Genomic DNA, 13,410 nt, shown 5'->3' on the forward strand with positions numbered 1-13,410 from the left:
ATCAGAACTGACCTGTCAGCCCGGCAATCTCTGCCGACTGAGAACGGTTCAGTCTCGGGTCACACAGTGATTCATACCGCCCGCCGACATCATCATCGGCAATCCGCTGCAAGCCGCCTGTACACTCTGTCACATCGCGCCCTGTCATTTCCAGATGCAGACCGCCCGGATGCACGCCCTGCCCGCGTAAAATCTGCATAAAGAGACGAACCTCTTCACACACAGTAGCAAAATCACGGGTTTTCAGACCGGACATTGTACTGCGGGTGTTGCCGTGCATCGGATCTGTCAGCCAGATAACCGGACTTTTCAGTTTTGCCACCGCCTGTAATAACAGAGGTAGTTTTTCCCGGATATGTGCCACACCCAGCCTGACAATCAGCATAATTTTGCCGGGTTTATTCTGCGGATTAAGCCGTTGTAATAATGCGCCCAGCTTTTCCGCCGTCATCGACGGTCCGCATTTTATACCCACAGGGTTCGCTATTCCCCGCAGATATTCCACATGCGCCTCAGATGGCCCGCTGGTGCGATCCCCCAGCCAGACAGTATGCGCCGCGCCGTTATACCATAACTTATCCGCCTGATTCAGACGGGTCAGTGCGCTGTCATAAGGCAATAGCAGTGCCTCATGACTGACATAGAACGGATCAAATACCGTATCTGATCTGCCTGGCTGACGGAGACTGTTATTATGCAGAGCATTCAGAGTGACCGCCGCACGGTGGTAAGCACCCAGCATCCTTTGCGGATCAGGTATCCGCTGTGCCACAGAAAATTCGTGGCCATTAATAATATCCCCGCGATAGCTCGGCAGTGAAATACCATTGCGCGCCTCATCCGGACTGCTGCGTGGTTTGGCGTACTGACCGGCAATACGCCCGATTTTCAATACCGGCTGCGATAATCCGCCGCACAAAAGCGTGGTCATTTGTGATACCGTGTCAGTCCAGTCATTGAGTACATCCTCACGGCATTGCGAAAATGCTTCGGCGCAGTCCCCGCATTGCAGAATAAACCCCTGACCATCACTGACCTGCTTTAATGCCAGGGTCAGTGATTGTATCTCAGAGACAGATACCAGCGGTGGTGCTGCCTGTAGCTGTTGCTGAACATACCGGACTGACTCCGGCTCCGGATAATCCGGCTGCTGCTGAGCCGGAAATTGCATCCATGAGGAAGGCGTCCATTCCTGCAGCCCGTCCTGTTTTTTTATCACCTGACAACTCCTGAAATAGTTATGTACGATCTTGTGATGTGGCCAGGTAAGTTTCAAATTTACCTGTCTGACGCGCGACATAATCCTCACGCACCGGGGTATACACATCGATCACTTCAGAGGCTTCAAGTACCTCGGCTTCATGCGTTGCCCATGAAGGAACAAGACCTGAATCACCGGCATGCAGGATCAGGGTTTCGCCATCAACAACCAGGCGCAGCGAACCCGATAAAACAGTCGTCAGCGTTTCATGTTCATGCCGGTGTTCCGGAATAATCGCGCCGGTTTTAAAAGTCCAGAACGTCACGGTGAACGCCGTACCATGAATAAACTTAGCCAGCGCTTTACTCTCTTCCCCCTCTTTGCGGGTTAAGTCCATATCATACGAAATCAGTTCATTTCCCGGTATTAAGCCCATAATGTGCTCCTGCTGAAGTAGTAAATTAAATTCAATAAAATGAAATTAAATAAAAGAAATGCTATTTAGGGGCATGAATAGAAAAGCCCATCGGAACCGGTCCGAAATCATGCAAAATATGCAGATGGTATTTTTGTGCCGTACTGAGTGTGGTAATACAGGCATCAATAACACCATGCGCACATTGCACACCGGCCTCACTGTTTGAGGTAAACAGTGACTTTCTGACATCTTTATTCAACAGCGGTAATTCATTAAACAGATCCTGCGGAGCCGGATGAGAACCGACATGGCGGATATCGTTATAATCAGTGTGACGGCTGGCAAGTAACATATTATGTGTATCCAGCACAAAGCAGGCCTTTAATTCCAGTGATAACAGATTCTGAAAAACAATATTATGTAAATCCGGATAAACAATGCAGCCAAGCAATACGCCGTCGTTATCACACTTTACCGCTTCAACGGCTTTTTCCAGTGTCTGATATAATTTCACATTGCCTTTTATATTATTTTCACTTAACCAGTAATGCGCTGCTTTCTCACAATTCGTTCCGTTAGGACCGAGTGTATGAATGGTTAACACGATAAATACTCCTTCAGATAATTATATTCTTCCGGTTTTACTGATTAAATCAGGAAGCCGTTCGCCATGCTGTATTTTCAGTAACATGTCATTTTCAATATCGGTAATTTCAAGTGCTTTATTTAACACCGGATCAATAAATTCATAAGGAACAATAACCACCCCGTTAATATCTGCGACAATTAAATCACCGGTATGAACAGTTGTTTGTTCTATCTGGCATGAACCACCTGTCTCAGATATATAATAAGCGCCCTGGGTATCTGTCGGTGTTAAATTTGTGGCGATGACAGGAATGGTGAGCGCATTAAGATCCTGCCCGTCCCTGACCGCCCCGCCTAATATCACACCTTCAAATCCAAGTTTTTCGAAATAGGTACAGCTCATGCCGCCTGCTAATGCCGCATCACGAATGCACTCTCCGCTGCCCGCGACATACACCATATTCTTTGCGTCATATAATTCCGGCACCAGAAAATCACGCACCTGCTCCCAGGTCGATTCTGACGGAGCCAGAATACTGCTTCCTTTACGGACAATTTTCCATTGAACGGTATAAGCTTGTGCCGCCATATAATAATCACGGCAATTAAATGATGTTAATTTATAACTTAATGTACTGCCGGTTTTAAATCCATCCATGATATCAACAAGGGTGGATGTACTTATTTTAAGTTCTCTGATCGTATTTAATTTAGCAATATCAATTTTTTGCATTTCTTACCTCCGACACAAAGTCTACTTAGTCAGACGGAGGTTGTAATTGTTATTAATTGTCACGACATACTTAAAACTTAATTAATTTAGCAATAAATAAACAAAAGTGTTTTAACTAAAAAAAACCTCCTTACGGAGGTTTTTAATATAAAAATATTTTTCTAATATATAATTATCTATGTAACTCATGCCGCGCATGGGCTGTTTGTAACTGTCCGTGGATGAGCTCAGAGAGTTCCTGTAACGATAACGTTTTTCCCTCCCAGAGCCGGACGCCCCCCATCATGATCAGCAACTTCTGTTTTTTCGCATCAAATTTAAAGAAGCGATTTTTCCCTGCCATAGCAGGTGCCGGTGCGCCATCAGCCACATGCAGTGTGACGGTCACCATTCCTGATGTTTCACTGAGATCATAATCAACGATGTAGTGCAGCGGATACGCTTGTGCCAGGTTGTCACTGACAAGTTGCCCGTGACGAAAGGAAAACAGCGGTGTTTTGCCCCGGTTGCGGTACATAAAAGCCACGCCCCAGAACAATAACAACAGCCAGCCGGCATAAACCGCAGGGGAGTCAAGCAGGTTGCTGATCCCCATGTTCACCGCTGCTATCCCCATTCCTGCCGCGGTCAGCGCCCCGAGGATAAACATTGTCCGGAAGGTTTTACGCCGCTCGCCGAGCACGACTTCATCAGCGGCAGTTGACTCATTCAGCAGCGTTTCCAGAACTTCAGTGCGTTGCGTATTATGCTCCGTTGCCTCATTTGACAGCGACGCGGTCAGCATCATGGAAATCGCTTTGGCATCCGTAAAGAGATCAGAAATATTCTCATAATCCTGCGCCTGCACTTCACGGGAGGCCGCCGCCAGCAGTTCAGTATCAATCTCCTGAGACAGCGCTTCAATGCGGGCACGGGTCTGCGGGTGAGTATCGCTCGGGTGAGTCGTTGCGTCATCCAGAAAGGCCTCAGCCGCCGGAACGCCGCGCTCACGCAGGCGGTTCATTACAACCGGCAGCAGGTCATCAGTCTGTAATGTACCGTCATATAACTCAGCCAGTGTTTCATAAATAACCTCGCTGACCGCCGAAATACGCAGCAATGAGCCGGATACCGCCGCCGGTGAGCTGACAGCAGCCCCCGCTTTGTCTGCTTCCAGCTCACGGATACGGCTCCAGTGGCTGACAGCAAAATCAAATTGCTCCAGGAAAAACAGCCCCAGATACACTGACGGGCTCATAATCACCTGACTGTATACATCCTGCACCTCATCAGCCACCAGAGAAATACTCTGACTCATCCCCGCGTAAATCGGCGCAAAGTTCAGGCTGTATGTGGTATCTTCCCCGGTGAAATGCCCCAGTTCATGACCAATAACCGCCGTTGCTTCTTCCCGGTTAAGCAGCGCGGAATAGAGCAGCGGAAAATACAGGGTTTTTCCTTCAATCTGCTGCGCGTCATTCAGGCAGATAGCATGTGATGTCACGTAAAAACATTCAGTCATACCCACAATGATATGATCCGGTGACGCCGTACCGACCTTCCCGGCTGTTTCATCCACCCACTGCCAAAGACCCGGTGCTTCATCACGGCTGACAGCATGCCCGATAACAGAAGATGGCTCACTGCGGAACATGGCAAAGCTTTTACGCAGCTTGAACAACCCTTTGATGATGTAACTTGCGATAAGCAAAATACTGATCAGGATAAAGATCATCATCTTCACCCCGCCACCGCTCATCTCAAAATTACCGGCAAACCACATGCCCTCATAAACCAGCGCACAAAGAATACTCAGACCGATCAGCGTCATCTGCCCGGTCAGAATAAACGGTAACTGTTTGCGGCAACGGGCAAAAACAATTAATAATTCATCGCGGGAGCGCCGGGCTCTGCGCCCGCTGCTGATACACAGATAAATCGCCATCCCGCCGAATATCAGAGAGAGAACACCTGTTATCATGGTTGCTTTACTGACGTCGACACGCGCCACTATCAGCATAATTTCGCTGCTGTATTTATTCAGCTCGCGATTCAGCATTCCTAATTGTTCACCGGCAGACGCCGTTTCGCCGTCCTCAAATGTTATCTGTGTATCCGGATCGTCGGCAATCAGACGTTGCAGGTCTTCTTTCTCTTCCAGCACATATTGATATGCCTGGTATTCCTCACTCATCCGCCAATATTGGAATGCACCGTACGCCGTAAGCACCAGAGGTAATAACAACAACCAGCTTAATAATTTATTTTTCATGTTACTCTCGTTTACGTTATATCCCGTCATGGAACGAACATTAATTATGAGATAATTCTTATCGTCTGTTACATTATATTTTCAGCTACCGATAATATTTTCCGCAGATGAATAAAATAGCAGAAGAAACTACTTAGCAACCATCAATACACAGGTATTACAATTAATTTATATTCAGTCAAGCGCTAATCCTGATGCCAGACAAATAACGCGATTAGTAAGTAAAACACATAATGTGTTGATATATTTTTTTGATGATATTCAGCGCGGCATTCTACAGGAAAAAAACAAAAGTCAGAAATGGAAAACATATAATTTATATTAATGAGATTTTTTTTCATTCTGTTTCCGGATATATAAACTGGCGACATTTTGTTTTAATCATTTTAAATATAAAAAAGCCTGCATATTGCAGGCTTATCCAACTTTTATTCTTTTTTATTCGTTTTCACTGCTCATTTCAGCAGCAGGCGTTTCCACCGGTATTTCCGGTACAACGTCCCGGGTGGCTTCCGGCTCAGGTGTAACCGGTTTTACCCGATCACCGGCAATATAGCTCACCTGATTGTTACGGGTCAGCCAGAGCGACAGCGCTTTCAGTGAATCGGGTGTGAATTCATCACACCGGGCGGTGATTTCAGCCGGTGTCAGCCAGATAACCTGAGCGACTTCACACTCCTGCAACGCAAACGGCCCGTGAGTCACACAACTGAATAATCCGCCCCAGACACGGCAAACCGGCTCTTCGTAATAAAATACACCGTGCTCTGCAAACGGAACACCGGCAATGCCCAGTTCCTCTTCTGCTTCGCGGCGGGCTGAATCCAGCATATTTTCACCCTGCTGAACCACGCCGCCTGCGGTGGCATCCAGCAATCCGGGATAAAAATCTTTACTCTGCGTCCGGCGCTGAACCAGAATTTTGCCCATGCCATCATGCACAACAATGTAGGTTGCCCGGTGACGCAGATTTTCTGCCCGCATCTGATCGCGGGTTGACTGGCCGATGACATCATTGTTTTCATCAACCACATCCACCCACTCAATATCGCTATTACCGACTTGTCCCATCCCCTAACCTTATCTTTTTTTATCAGCAATATGTGATTGTCACAGCCGCTGCTTCTGTTTTATCAGTGACATGCCCTGACTGATGTATTATCGGCGCTAATCTTATACCCTTATTCATTCAAACTGCAGGTTTGTTGGCTGCATCCTGAATGACGTTGGGTTTATACTGCATTTGTATACCAAACAGGTAATGATAGTGTGCCATTATGGTCATTGCAGCAGTATATCAAGAATTGATAGCGGTTCTATGATTGATTTAACCGCAAACGTAATTCCGGAGTCTTATACTCTTATTCCTCCCCGATCACATATCCCGCCCGCAATTGCTGCTATAGTCTGAGGAGACCCGGGCATAAGGAGTGACTATGCGTATCCTGATAACAGGTGGTACAGGACTTATAGGTACACCGCTGGTACAGGCGCTTATCGCCCGTAAACATCACGTGGTGGTGCTCAGCCGTTCTCCACAGAAAGTCTATTCCCGTTTTTGTTCTGCTGCACAGCACCTAAACTCTCTTGCCGGATTAACGCATCTTAATGATATTGATGCTGTTATTAATCTTGCCGGTGAACCTATAGCGGATAAACGCTGGAGCAAAGAACAGAAAGAACGGCTGTGCGAGAGTCGCTGGAAGATAACAGAGCAACTCACCACGCTGATTAATGCCAGTGATACGCCGCCTGCGGTGTTTCTTTCAGGCTCAGCTGTCGGTTGGTACGGCGATCAGGGACAGGCGGTGGTGACGGAAGCGGAAGAGCCGCATCCGGAATTTACCCATACACTCTGCGCCCGCTGGGAAGCCCTGGCGCTCTGGGCGCAAAGTGATAAAACCCGCGTTTGTCTGATGCGCACCGGTATTGTGCTCTCTCCCGAAGGCGGTGCGCTGGCAAAAATGCTGCCGCTATACCGTGCAGGTCTTGGTGGACCTGTGGGTAACGGACGTCAATATATGCCGTGGATCCACATCAGTGATATGGTCAGCGCCATCCTGTTCCTGCTGGATAATGATGCGATGAGCGGCACCTTTAATATGACTGCGCCATATCCGTGCCACAATGAACAGTTTTCCGCCGTACTGGCGCAGGTTCTTCACCGCCCGCACCTGCTGCGGGTGCCTGCGTTTGTGATTAAAGCCATATTGGGTGAGGCCGCCGTGCTGGTTCTGGGCGGACAAAATGCCCTGCCTGAGCGGCTGGAAACGGCAGGATTTACCTGTCAGTTTATTAATCTCGAAGATGCACTGCGGGATTTACTTGAACGCCCGGCTGACGGCTGACAGCCGGGGTAATCTGACGATTTACAGTGTGCCACGCGGGGGTTTTGCCCCGCTCCAGCGGGTGAATAAGTCCTGTGGCAAGTCAATATCAAACTGATCAAGTACGCGGTTGACAGTCTGGTCGATAATATCCTGAACCGTCTGTGGCTGGTGATAAAACGCCGGCATCGGCGGCATAATGACCGCGCCCATTTCAGCCGCCTGCGTCAATAACCGCAGATGCCCGAGATGCAACGGCGTCTCCCGTACACACAGCACCAGTTTGCGCCCCTCTTTGAGCACCACATCCGCCGCACGGGTCACCAGGGTGTCCGTGTAACTGTGCACAATGCCTGATAAGGTTTTCACCGAGCACGGCAAAATCACCATACCTTTAGTTCTGACCGAGCCGGATGAAATACTTGCGGCAATATCACGCTCATCATGTACCACATCAGCCAGCGCCTGCACATCACGCAGGCTGTATGTGGTTTCCAGCGCCAGTGTCTGCCGCGCCGCCTGACTGATAATCAGGTGTGTTTCAATGTCCGGTACATCCTGCAGGATCTGCAATAAACGCACGCCATAGACAGCACCACTTGCGCCCGTCAGTCCCACAATCAGTTTTTTCATCACATCACCTGCCAAAAAAGAGATTAACCCTCATTATATATCTCAAGGTTCTCAATGTCGGTATGATCACGCAACTTTAATTCATCATCCTTACGCAGGTTTTCCACATAATCGAGATAATCCTGGTCTATATCTTTTGTGACATAGATACCGTCAAACACCGATGCCTCAAGGACACGGATATCCGGGTTCTCTTCGCGGACAGCCGCCACAAGGTCTTCCAGATCCTGGAAAATCAGCGCATCCGCACCAATCAGTTTGCGGATCTCTTCCGTTTCACGACCATGCGCAATTAACTCGTTGGCGTTAGGCATATCGATACCGTAGACATTCGGGAAGCGCACTTCCGGTGCCGCAGAAGCAAAATAGACCTTCTTCGCACCTGCTTCACGGGCTAACTCCACAATCTGCTCTGATGTGGTGCCGCGTACAATTGAGTCATCCACCAGCAGGACGTTTTTACCACGGAACTCTGTCCGGTTGGCATTGAGCTTACGGCGTACCGATTTTTTCCGCTCCTGCTGACCCGGCATGATAAATGTCCGCCCCACATAGCGGTTTTTCACAAACCCCTGACGGTACGGTTTTTTCAGGATATGGGCGATTTCCAGCGCGCTGTCGATGGAGGTTTCAGGGATGGGGATCACCACGTCAATATCAAGGTCATCCCACTCGCGGGCGATTTTTTCCCCGAGTTTCTGCCCCATGCGCAGGCGGGCGTTATAGACGGACACTTTATCAATAACGGAATCCGGACGGGCAAAATAAACAAATTCAAACAGGCACGGCGTCAGTGACGGATTTGCCGCACACTGGCGGGTATAGAGCTGCCCGGTTTCTGTGATATACACGGCTTCACCCGGCGCCACATCGCGCAGGAATTCAAAACCGAGGGTATCAAGCGCGACACTCTCAGAGGCAACCATATACTCTTCGCGCCCGTCACTCAGCGCGCGTTTTCCGAGTACCAGCGGGCGTATTCCGTTAGGGTCACGGAAAGCCAGAAGTCCATGCCCGATAATCAGCGCAACACAGGCGTAAGCACCACGGATTTTGCTGTGCATGGCACCAACAGCGGCAAAAATGTTATCCGGCTCTAACGGATGCCCGTCAAAGCGATCCAGTTCATACGCCAGTACATTGAGCAGGATTTCAGAGTCTGAGGTGGTATTCACATGACGGCGGGCAGTTTCAAATAACTGACGTTTCAGCGTGTGTGCGTTAGTCAGATTCCCGTTATGCGCCAGGGTGATGCCGAAAGGCGAGTTTACATAGAAAGGCTGCGCTTCTGATGCGCTGGAGCTGCCGGCTGTCGGGTAGCGGACATGCCCTATCCCGAGTGTTCCCTGTAAACGCAGCATGTGGCGGGTTTCGAAAACATCTTTCACCAGTCCGTTGGCTTTACGGAGCCGGAAACCATTGTTACTGTCAATGGTTGCGATACCGGCTGCGTCCTGACCACGGTGCTGTAACACCGTGAGCGCATCATAGATTGATTGATTGACCTGTGTAAAACCAACGATCCCAACAATACCACACATGTAGTTTTTCCTCATCAGCCGGGCGGAGAAGGAAAGTTCTCCGGCAGGAAACTGGACGCATTCTGAAGGTAGTCAAAGAACCACCTGATAACATGACTGAATTGGGGAATGAGTTGTGACTGCTGCCAGTCGCTGCTCTGACTCATCTGCGTGAAGCTGTCGAGGAAGAATAATATTGCCGCCACGATCAGCACCCCGCGCAGAGCACCAAAACAGACCCCGAGAACACGATCTGTGCCTGATAAGCCTGTCGTGCGGACCAGTGAACCAATAACATGGTTAATCACCGAGCCGACAATAAGTGTCGCGACAAACAAAATCGCAATCGCGATACCGTTGCGGACCAGCGGGTCATCAAAACGCGTGAAATAGTCCGCCAGCAACGGGAAAAACTCGCTGGCCACATAAAACGCGCAGACCCAGGTCACTAACGATAAGGCTTCACGAACGAAACCACGAACCAGGCTGACTAATGCCGAGAATGCAATAACTGCAATAATTGCGTAATCAATCCAAACCATATCACTATCCAAATTGATGGCCCAGCATCAGTGACGGGCGCATTCTAACAGAAAACGAAAACGTTTGCGTAACGGATTTTTGCACTATCAGAAAATAAATTGCGGCGAAATAAAAAATTATAATCGCCGCAAAGAGTTAACTGTTTTTATTAACGGATACCGCTAATCCATTAAATTTACTAAGGTTTATATGCCCTGACCTCGCCATTGAGTTCACTGAGTTGTTTCAGTTCACCTAATGAGGACTCTAACTGTGCTTTGGATGCCGACGGTCCGACCATAATCAGGGTAACTTTCCCGCGCGGTACAGTATATACCTGATAACCCGACAGCCGCAGTGTGGCGACAATCTCTTCCACCCGGCGGGCATTGGATAATGCACCGAGCTGAACCACCCAGGCCTGTCCCTGCGGTGTTTTTTCCGGCTTAGGTTCAGGTTTTGGTTCAGGTTTTGGTTCAGGTTTTGGTTCAGGTTTTGGTTCAGGTTTTGGTTCCGGTTTAGGCTCAGGTTTTGGCTGAGGCTGTGGTTCCGGTGGTTTTTCCTGCACCACAACCGGCGGCAGGGGCTCAACGCCCGGCGGAACATTCGACGTGGTACCGGAGCTTGTCACATCAGCCGGTGTACTGCTGCCGGTCTGTGCCGCTTCCGTTATCATTGCACTCGATGCGCCTTCCGACGGCATTGACGGCATGGTCTGATTAATCGGGTTTACCGCATCAATCTCATCCTGCTCACCCTCTTTCGGGATAAGCGGGATGGAGGCGAACTGGTCTTCGTTATATTTCTTATCGCCATCCAGCAGCACCGGCAGGACAATCACGCCCACCGCAACCAGGATAATCGTTCCGACTAAGCGATTCTGAAATTTACTGGCCACCCGCACCTTCCTCTGATGATAAAACGTCCATAACATGCGCGACAGTATGGAATGATCCGCACACAACAATGATGTCACCGGCATCCGCATCCAGGCACGCCTGTGCCCATGCGCTTTCCACATCAGCAAACAATTGTGCGCCCGGAATATGCTCAGCAAGCTGTTCTGCCGGTGCGCCGCGTAACTCTGTCAGCGGGGCAAAATACCAGTCTGTCACCTGCTCACTCAGCACCGCCAGGGTGCCTTTAATATCTTTATCTCCCAGCATCCCCACCACCGCACGGACACGCGAGTCTGCGGTGCGTGGTAATTGTGCCAGTTTTGAAACCAGATATCCTGCCGCATGCGGATTGTGCGCCACATCCAGCACCGTCAGCGGGTGCTGCGACACAATCTGGAAGCGCCCGGGCAGTTGTGCCTGACGCAGACCGGCATCAATCGCTTCACGATTAATTGCCCGCCCGGTTTTATCTTTCACCAGACGCAGGTTATGAATAACCGCCAGTGCGGTTGCGGCATTTGCCAGAGGGACATTCGGCAACGGCAGATTTGTCAGGGTTTCATCCTCACACTGCCATGTCCAGTGGTCGCCCTGTTCTTTATACGACCAGTCATCCACACGGCAGAACAGTGATGTTTCCAGCTTGTTTGCCACATCGGCAATAGTGTACGGTGCATCAGGCTCGCCAATCACCGCCACACAGTGCGGACGAAAAATACCGGCTTTTTCACGGGCGATATGTTCACGGTCAGCACCCAGCCAGTCGGTATGATCCAGCGCGATACTGGTGATCGCGGTAATATGCGAATCCACAATATTGGTGGCATCCAGACGCCCGCCAAGACCGACTTCGAGGATAACGACATCAAGATTGGCTTCGCGGAATAACTGCAATGCCGCCAGCGTGCCCGCTTCAAAATAGGTCAGCGTGATATCGCCGCGCTGCGCGTCAATATCAGCGAAAACACGGCAGAAATCAGCTTCAGAAGGGTTTTCCCCCTGAATACGGACGCGTTCAGTGTAATTGATCAGATGCGGGGAACTGTACACCCCGACCCGCAACCCGGCCGCGAGAAAGACAGACTCAAGCGTATGGCAGGTGGTGCCTTTGCCGTTGGTTCCGGAGACGGTAATAACTTTCGGGGCGGGATAGCGCAGATTCATGATATCTGCCACCGCACCGACGCGTTCCAGTCCCATATCAATAACCTGCGAATGCAGGTCACCCAGATAAGAAAGCCACGCCATCAATGATGACGCGGCTGTCAGTTTCTCTTGCTTATCAGACATCGCGTTTTTTGACATCTCGTTTTTTAACGTCAGCTGTTGTTTCAGAAAATAAAACAGTATCAGGTTCGTCTGCGGTCAGGATCTCAATTTCACCCTCTTCACAGGGGAACTGATAGTTTGTCAGTTTTGACAAAATTTCAGCAATGGTATCGCGCATGTCCGGACGACGGACAATCATATCAATCGCGCCTTTTTCCAGCAGAAATTCGCTGCGCTGGAATCCCGGTGGTAATTTCTCACGCACTGTCTGCTCAATAACACGCGGACCGGCAAAGCCAATCAGGGCTTTCGGTTCACCGATATTGATATCACCCAGCATCGCCAGACTGGCGGAAACGCCACCCATGGTCGGGTCTGTCAGAACTGAGATATACGCAAGGCCGCGTTCCTGCAATTTCGCCAGTGCCGCACTGGTTTTCGCCATCTGCATCAGTGACATCAGTGCTTCCTGCATACGGGCACCGCCGCTCGCGGAGAAACAGACCAGCGGGCAGTTATCTTCAAGCGCCTGTTCAACTGCACGGACAAAGCGTGCACCGACAACAGAAGACATAGAGCCGCCGATAAACGCAAACTCAAATGCAGTTGCCACGATCGGCATGGTTTTCAGTGTCCCTTTCATCACAATCAGCGCTTCTTTTTCGCCGGTGGTTTTTTGCGCGGACACTAAACGATCTTTATATTTTTTGGAATCACGGAATTTCAGAATATCTTTCGGTTCAAGATCCGTTCCGAGTTCCGTTGTGCTGCCTTCATCCAGGAACGTTTCCAGGCGATTGCGTGCCGAAATCCGCATGTGATGATCACACTTAGGGCACACCCCGAGATTGCGCTCTACTTCCTGCCGGTAGAGCACCTGACCACAACTGTCACATTTAGTCCAGACACCTTCAGGAATGCTCGCCTTACGGTTCTGGTTAATTGGGGTCTTATTCAGAATTTTTTCAATCCAGCTCATTAATGACCTTTCCGTCTGAAATCTGGCTCAGCCAGTGTAATTATTGTTTGCCATTAAACCACATTGCTTA

General features: G+C 49.6%; 13 protein-coding genes. 1 reads left to right on the plus strand and 12 read right to left on the minus strand.

The window, feature by feature from the left end; genetic code table 11:
- Nucleotide 1 precedes the first annotated feature (1 nt).
- From AYY16_RS06325 to yfcD, 6 genes are all read right to left on the minus strand, one after another.
- The gene (locus AYY16_RS06325; RefSeq protein WP_208020721.1) at nucleotides 2-1,219 is read right to left on the minus strand and encodes a 3-deoxy-7-phosphoheptulonate synthase class II; all 1,218 of its coding nucleotides are present in this window, start codon (nucleotides 1,217-1,219) and stop codon (nucleotides 2-4) included.
- A gap of 19 nt (nucleotides 1,220-1,238) precedes the next feature.
- Nucleotides 1,239-1,637 carry a cupin domain-containing protein gene (locus AYY16_RS06330; RefSeq protein ID WP_067363492.1) on the minus strand — a complete coding sequence of 133 codons (399 nt, stop codon included), beginning with the start codon at nucleotides 1,635-1,637 and terminating at the stop codon, nucleotides 1,239-1,241.
- A gap of 61 nt (nucleotides 1,638-1,698) precedes the next feature.
- A complete protein-coding gene (locus AYY16_RS06335) occupies nucleotides 1,699-2,223 on the minus strand; it encodes a prephenate dehydratase domain-containing protein (protein ID WP_067363495.1) in 525 nt (174 codons plus the stop codon).
- 21 nt (nucleotides 2,224-2,244) lie between these two features.
- Entirely contained in the window at nucleotides 2,245-2,940 is a 696-nt protein-coding gene (locus AYY16_RS06340) for an RraA family protein (protein WP_067363498.1), read from the minus strand.
- Between the two features lie 172 nt (nucleotides 2,941-3,112).
- Nucleotides 3,113-5,191, minus strand: coding sequence for a M48 family metallopeptidase (locus AYY16_RS06345; RefSeq protein ID WP_067363501.1), 2,079 nt, complete (start codon nucleotides 5,189-5,191; stop codon nucleotides 3,113-3,115).
- Between the two features lie 438 nt (nucleotides 5,192-5,629).
- Complete coding sequence (yfcD, locus tag AYY16_RS06350) at nucleotides 5,630-6,262, minus strand: NUDIX hydrolase YfcD (protein WP_082970605.1); 633 nt, start codon at nucleotides 6,260-6,262, stop codon at nucleotides 5,630-5,632.
- A gap of 365 nt (nucleotides 6,263-6,627) precedes the next feature.
- Between yfcD and AYY16_RS06355 the strand changes: the two genes are divergently transcribed.
- Entirely contained in the window at nucleotides 6,628-7,539 is a 912-nt protein-coding gene (locus AYY16_RS06355) for a TIGR01777 family oxidoreductase (RefSeq protein ID WP_067363504.1), read from the plus strand.
- Between the two features lie 21 nt (nucleotides 7,540-7,560).
- On the opposite strand, the gene AYY16_RS06360 is transcribed toward AYY16_RS06355, so the two are convergent.
- The 6 genes from AYY16_RS06360 to accD form a co-directional block, all read right to left on the minus strand.
- The gene (locus tag AYY16_RS06360; protein ID WP_067363507.1) at nucleotides 7,561-8,151 is read right to left on the minus strand and encodes a UbiX family flavin prenyltransferase; all 591 of its coding nucleotides are present in this window, start codon (nucleotides 8,149-8,151) and stop codon (nucleotides 7,561-7,563) included.
- Between the two features lie 23 nt (nucleotides 8,152-8,174).
- Nucleotides 8,175-9,692 carry an amidophosphoribosyltransferase gene (purF, locus tag AYY16_RS06365; RefSeq protein ID WP_067363510.1) on the minus strand — a complete coding sequence of 506 codons (1,518 nt, stop codon included), beginning with the start codon at nucleotides 9,690-9,692 and terminating at the stop codon, nucleotides 8,175-8,177.
- A gap of 14 nt (nucleotides 9,693-9,706) precedes the next feature.
- Entirely contained in the window at nucleotides 9,707-10,213 is a 507-nt protein-coding gene (cvpA, locus tag AYY16_RS06370; protein WP_067363513.1) for a colicin V production protein, read from the minus strand.
- A 179-nt stretch (nucleotides 10,214-10,392) separates the two neighbouring features.
- Nucleotides 10,393-11,091, minus strand: a complete 699-nt coding sequence (gene dedD, locus AYY16_RS06375) for a cell division protein DedD (RefSeq protein WP_067363516.1) — start codon at nucleotides 11,089-11,091, stop codon at nucleotides 10,393-10,395.
- Nucleotides 11,081-12,382, minus strand: coding sequence for a bifunctional tetrahydrofolate synthase/dihydrofolate synthase (folC, locus tag AYY16_RS06380; RefSeq protein WP_067363519.1), 1,302 nt, complete (start codon nucleotides 12,380-12,382; stop codon nucleotides 11,081-11,083). Before folC ends, dedD begins: the two co-directional genes overlap by 11 nt.
- Nucleotides 12,375-13,340 (minus strand): acetyl-CoA carboxylase, carboxyltransferase subunit beta, encoded by a 966-nt coding sequence (gene accD / locus AYY16_RS06385; RefSeq protein WP_067363522.1) that lies wholly within the window; start codon nucleotides 13,338-13,340, stop codon nucleotides 12,375-12,377. Before accD ends, folC begins: the two co-directional genes overlap by 8 nt.
- Between the last annotated feature and the right edge of the window lie 70 nt (nucleotides 13,341-13,410).

The organism is Morganella psychrotolerans, assembly GCF_001676155.1.
Lineage (GTDB): Bacteria > Pseudomonadota > Gammaproteobacteria > Enterobacterales > Enterobacteriaceae > Morganella > Morganella psychrotolerans.

Excerpts from the sequence above, each read along its gene's own strand:
- AYY16_RS06340 (WP_067363498.1), bottom strand. The coding sequence starts at position 2,940 with ATGCAAAAAATTGATATTGCTAAATTAAATACGATCAGAGAACTTAAA.
- AYY16_RS06355 (WP_067363504.1), top strand. The coding sequence starts at position 6,628 with ATGCGTATCCTGATAACAGGTGGTACAGGACTTATAGGTACACCGCTG.
- yfcD (WP_082970605.1), bottom strand. The coding sequence starts at position 6,262 with ATGGGACAAGTCGGTAATAGCGATATTGAGTGGGTGGATGTGGTTGAT.
- accD (WP_067363522.1), bottom strand. The coding sequence starts at position 13,340 with ATGAGCTGGATTGAAAAAATTCTGAATAAGACCCCAATTAACCAGAAC.
- AYY16_RS06330 (WP_067363492.1), bottom strand. The coding sequence starts at position 1,637 with ATGGGCTTAATACCGGGAAATGAACTGATTTCGTATGATATGGACTTA.
- cvpA (WP_067363513.1), bottom strand. The coding sequence starts at position 10,213 with ATGGTTTGGATTGATTACGCAATTATTGCAGTTATTGCATTCTCGGCA.
- purF (WP_067363510.1), bottom strand. The coding sequence starts at position 9,692 with ATGTGTGGTATTGTTGGGATCGTTGGTTTTACACAGGTCAATCAATCA.
- AYY16_RS06360 (WP_067363507.1), bottom strand. The coding sequence starts at position 8,151 with ATGAAAAAACTGATTGTGGGACTGACGGGCGCAAGTGGTGCTGTCTAT.
- folC (WP_067363519.1), bottom strand. The coding sequence starts at position 12,382 with ATGTCTGATAAGCAAGAGAAACTGACAGCCGCGTCATCATTGATGGCG.
- AYY16_RS06345 (WP_067363501.1), bottom strand. The coding sequence starts at position 5,191 with ATGAAAAATAAATTATTAAGCTGGTTGTTGTTATTACCTCTGGTGCTT.